2 protein-coding genes and 1 pseudogene are annotated in these 1,487 nt (G+C 63.6%); all 3 read right to left on the reverse strand.

Annotated elements, in window-relative coordinates:
* Window positions 1-303 (reverse strand): CBS domain-containing protein (locus tag C449_RS01965; protein WP_006076203.1); only part of this gene is annotated, 303 nt, incomplete at its 3' end.
* A gap of 85 nt (window positions 304-388) precedes the next feature.
* On the reverse strand, window positions 389-1,150 hold the full coding sequence (locus tag C449_RS01970) for a GTP cyclohydrolase III (RefSeq protein WP_006076204.1): 762 nt from the start codon (window positions 1,148-1,150) through the stop codon (window positions 389-391).
* A 151-nt stretch (window positions 1,151-1,301) separates the two neighbouring features.
* A pseudogene (locus C449_RS18195) lies at window positions 1,302-1,487 on the reverse strand (hypothetical protein); the annotation flags it as partial.

The raw sequence follows: 1,487 nt of genomic DNA on the forward strand, positions 1-1,487 counted from the left end.
TACCAAGAACAGTACCGTCATGACTCCCGCAGCCGCCGCGAGCGATTCGTCCGAGGGGATCTGGATCACGCCGTCGGACATGACGTCCGAGACGGTTGCTGTCGCCGGATCGGTGTCGCTCGTCACCAGCGAAAGGGCATCGCGTTCGCTCAGCATGCCGACCGGATCGCGCCCACGGAGGACGATCGCACACTCCGCACCCTCGTCGAGGAGGAGTTCGACCGTTTCGACCACCGCGTCGCCCTCGCTTACTCCCACGAACTCCCGGGTCATCACCTCGCGCACTGTGACAGCACTACTCATAACGAGATGTTCCGACTGCGCGGAGTAAAAACTATCTGCGATACCGTTAAGACCGGCGCGCGCCTCAGTTTTTCGACATCGGTTTTCAGTCGTTGATCACGACGTCCCGACCGTCGTGACGACACGCTTCGAGGGCGTGTTTCGCGTCCATTCCCGCGTCCTGGGCGGTGGCTCCGTGCCCGACCCCCACTTTGAGTGCGACGCCGACTGCCTCACGGACGTGTGTGATGGCGTCCTCGTACTCCTCGGTCGTCAGTGGGGTACAGACCGCGATGACGTTGTCACCGCCGACGAAGAAAGACAGCGAATCGTGGGCGCGCCGCATGTACCGCATCAGCTCGGCGTACCCTTGTTCGATGTTGATGAACGTATCGAACTCGTTGAGTTCGTCGGTGTACTGACCGGTGGCGTCGTTGACGTCGAAGTGCGCAATATGGAGATCGTCGTTGGTCCGGTCGGCGTCGGCGAGCGGGTCACCACGGAGTATCGACCGGCGGTCTTTGTCCTGGGCGCTGCCGGCGTCTTGAAGCTGGTCGGTCGCAGTCCCGAGCGCCGCGATCGGTGCGGGATCGACCGCCACGCTCAGGCTGATCGTGACCGGATACCGGTTGGCGACCGACTCTTGGATCAGGGCGTGGTCGTCGGTGTCGAGTCCGTTGGTGACCGCTATCATGTTGTCGAACCGCGAGAAGAAGACGTAGCCGTCGCGGTTGCCGAACAGCTGCGAGAGGTCGGCGTACAGCCGGGACTGCATCGTCTGGAGGTCGACCTCGCGGCGCGGTTCGGGCGTGACCGTCCACGGCCCGTAGTTGTCGAGCTGGATGAGCGTTATCTGCGTGTTCGTCACGGATACCGAGTTCCTCGGGTCGAACCCGTATTTTACTTTGGTTACGGGAAACGGTTCGCTCGACGGCCACGCTCTGTGCCCACGAACTCCTATCGTACGGGTTAACGCCCGCCAGCGATTTCGGGCAAGCGACAGTTCTGGCTCTGGAGGATTACCACCGCGCTCCGTCCGACCGGAGCCGAGCGAACGCCCCACGGATTCGCTGCCACAGCGGTCTCAGTACGGGGTTCGCTCCAACGCCGAGGTACGCGCGCTGCGGGCGGTACTCGCCGGTTCGGAGCAGGTGCAGCGCGATCGCGGTCGCGCGGTGGTTGCCGTCGGCGATCGCCGGCGGTCC

Source organism: Halococcus saccharolyticus DSM 5350, assembly GCF_000336915.1.
Lineage (GTDB): Archaea > Halobacteriota > Halobacteria > Halobacteriales > Halococcaceae > Halococcus > Halococcus saccharolyticus.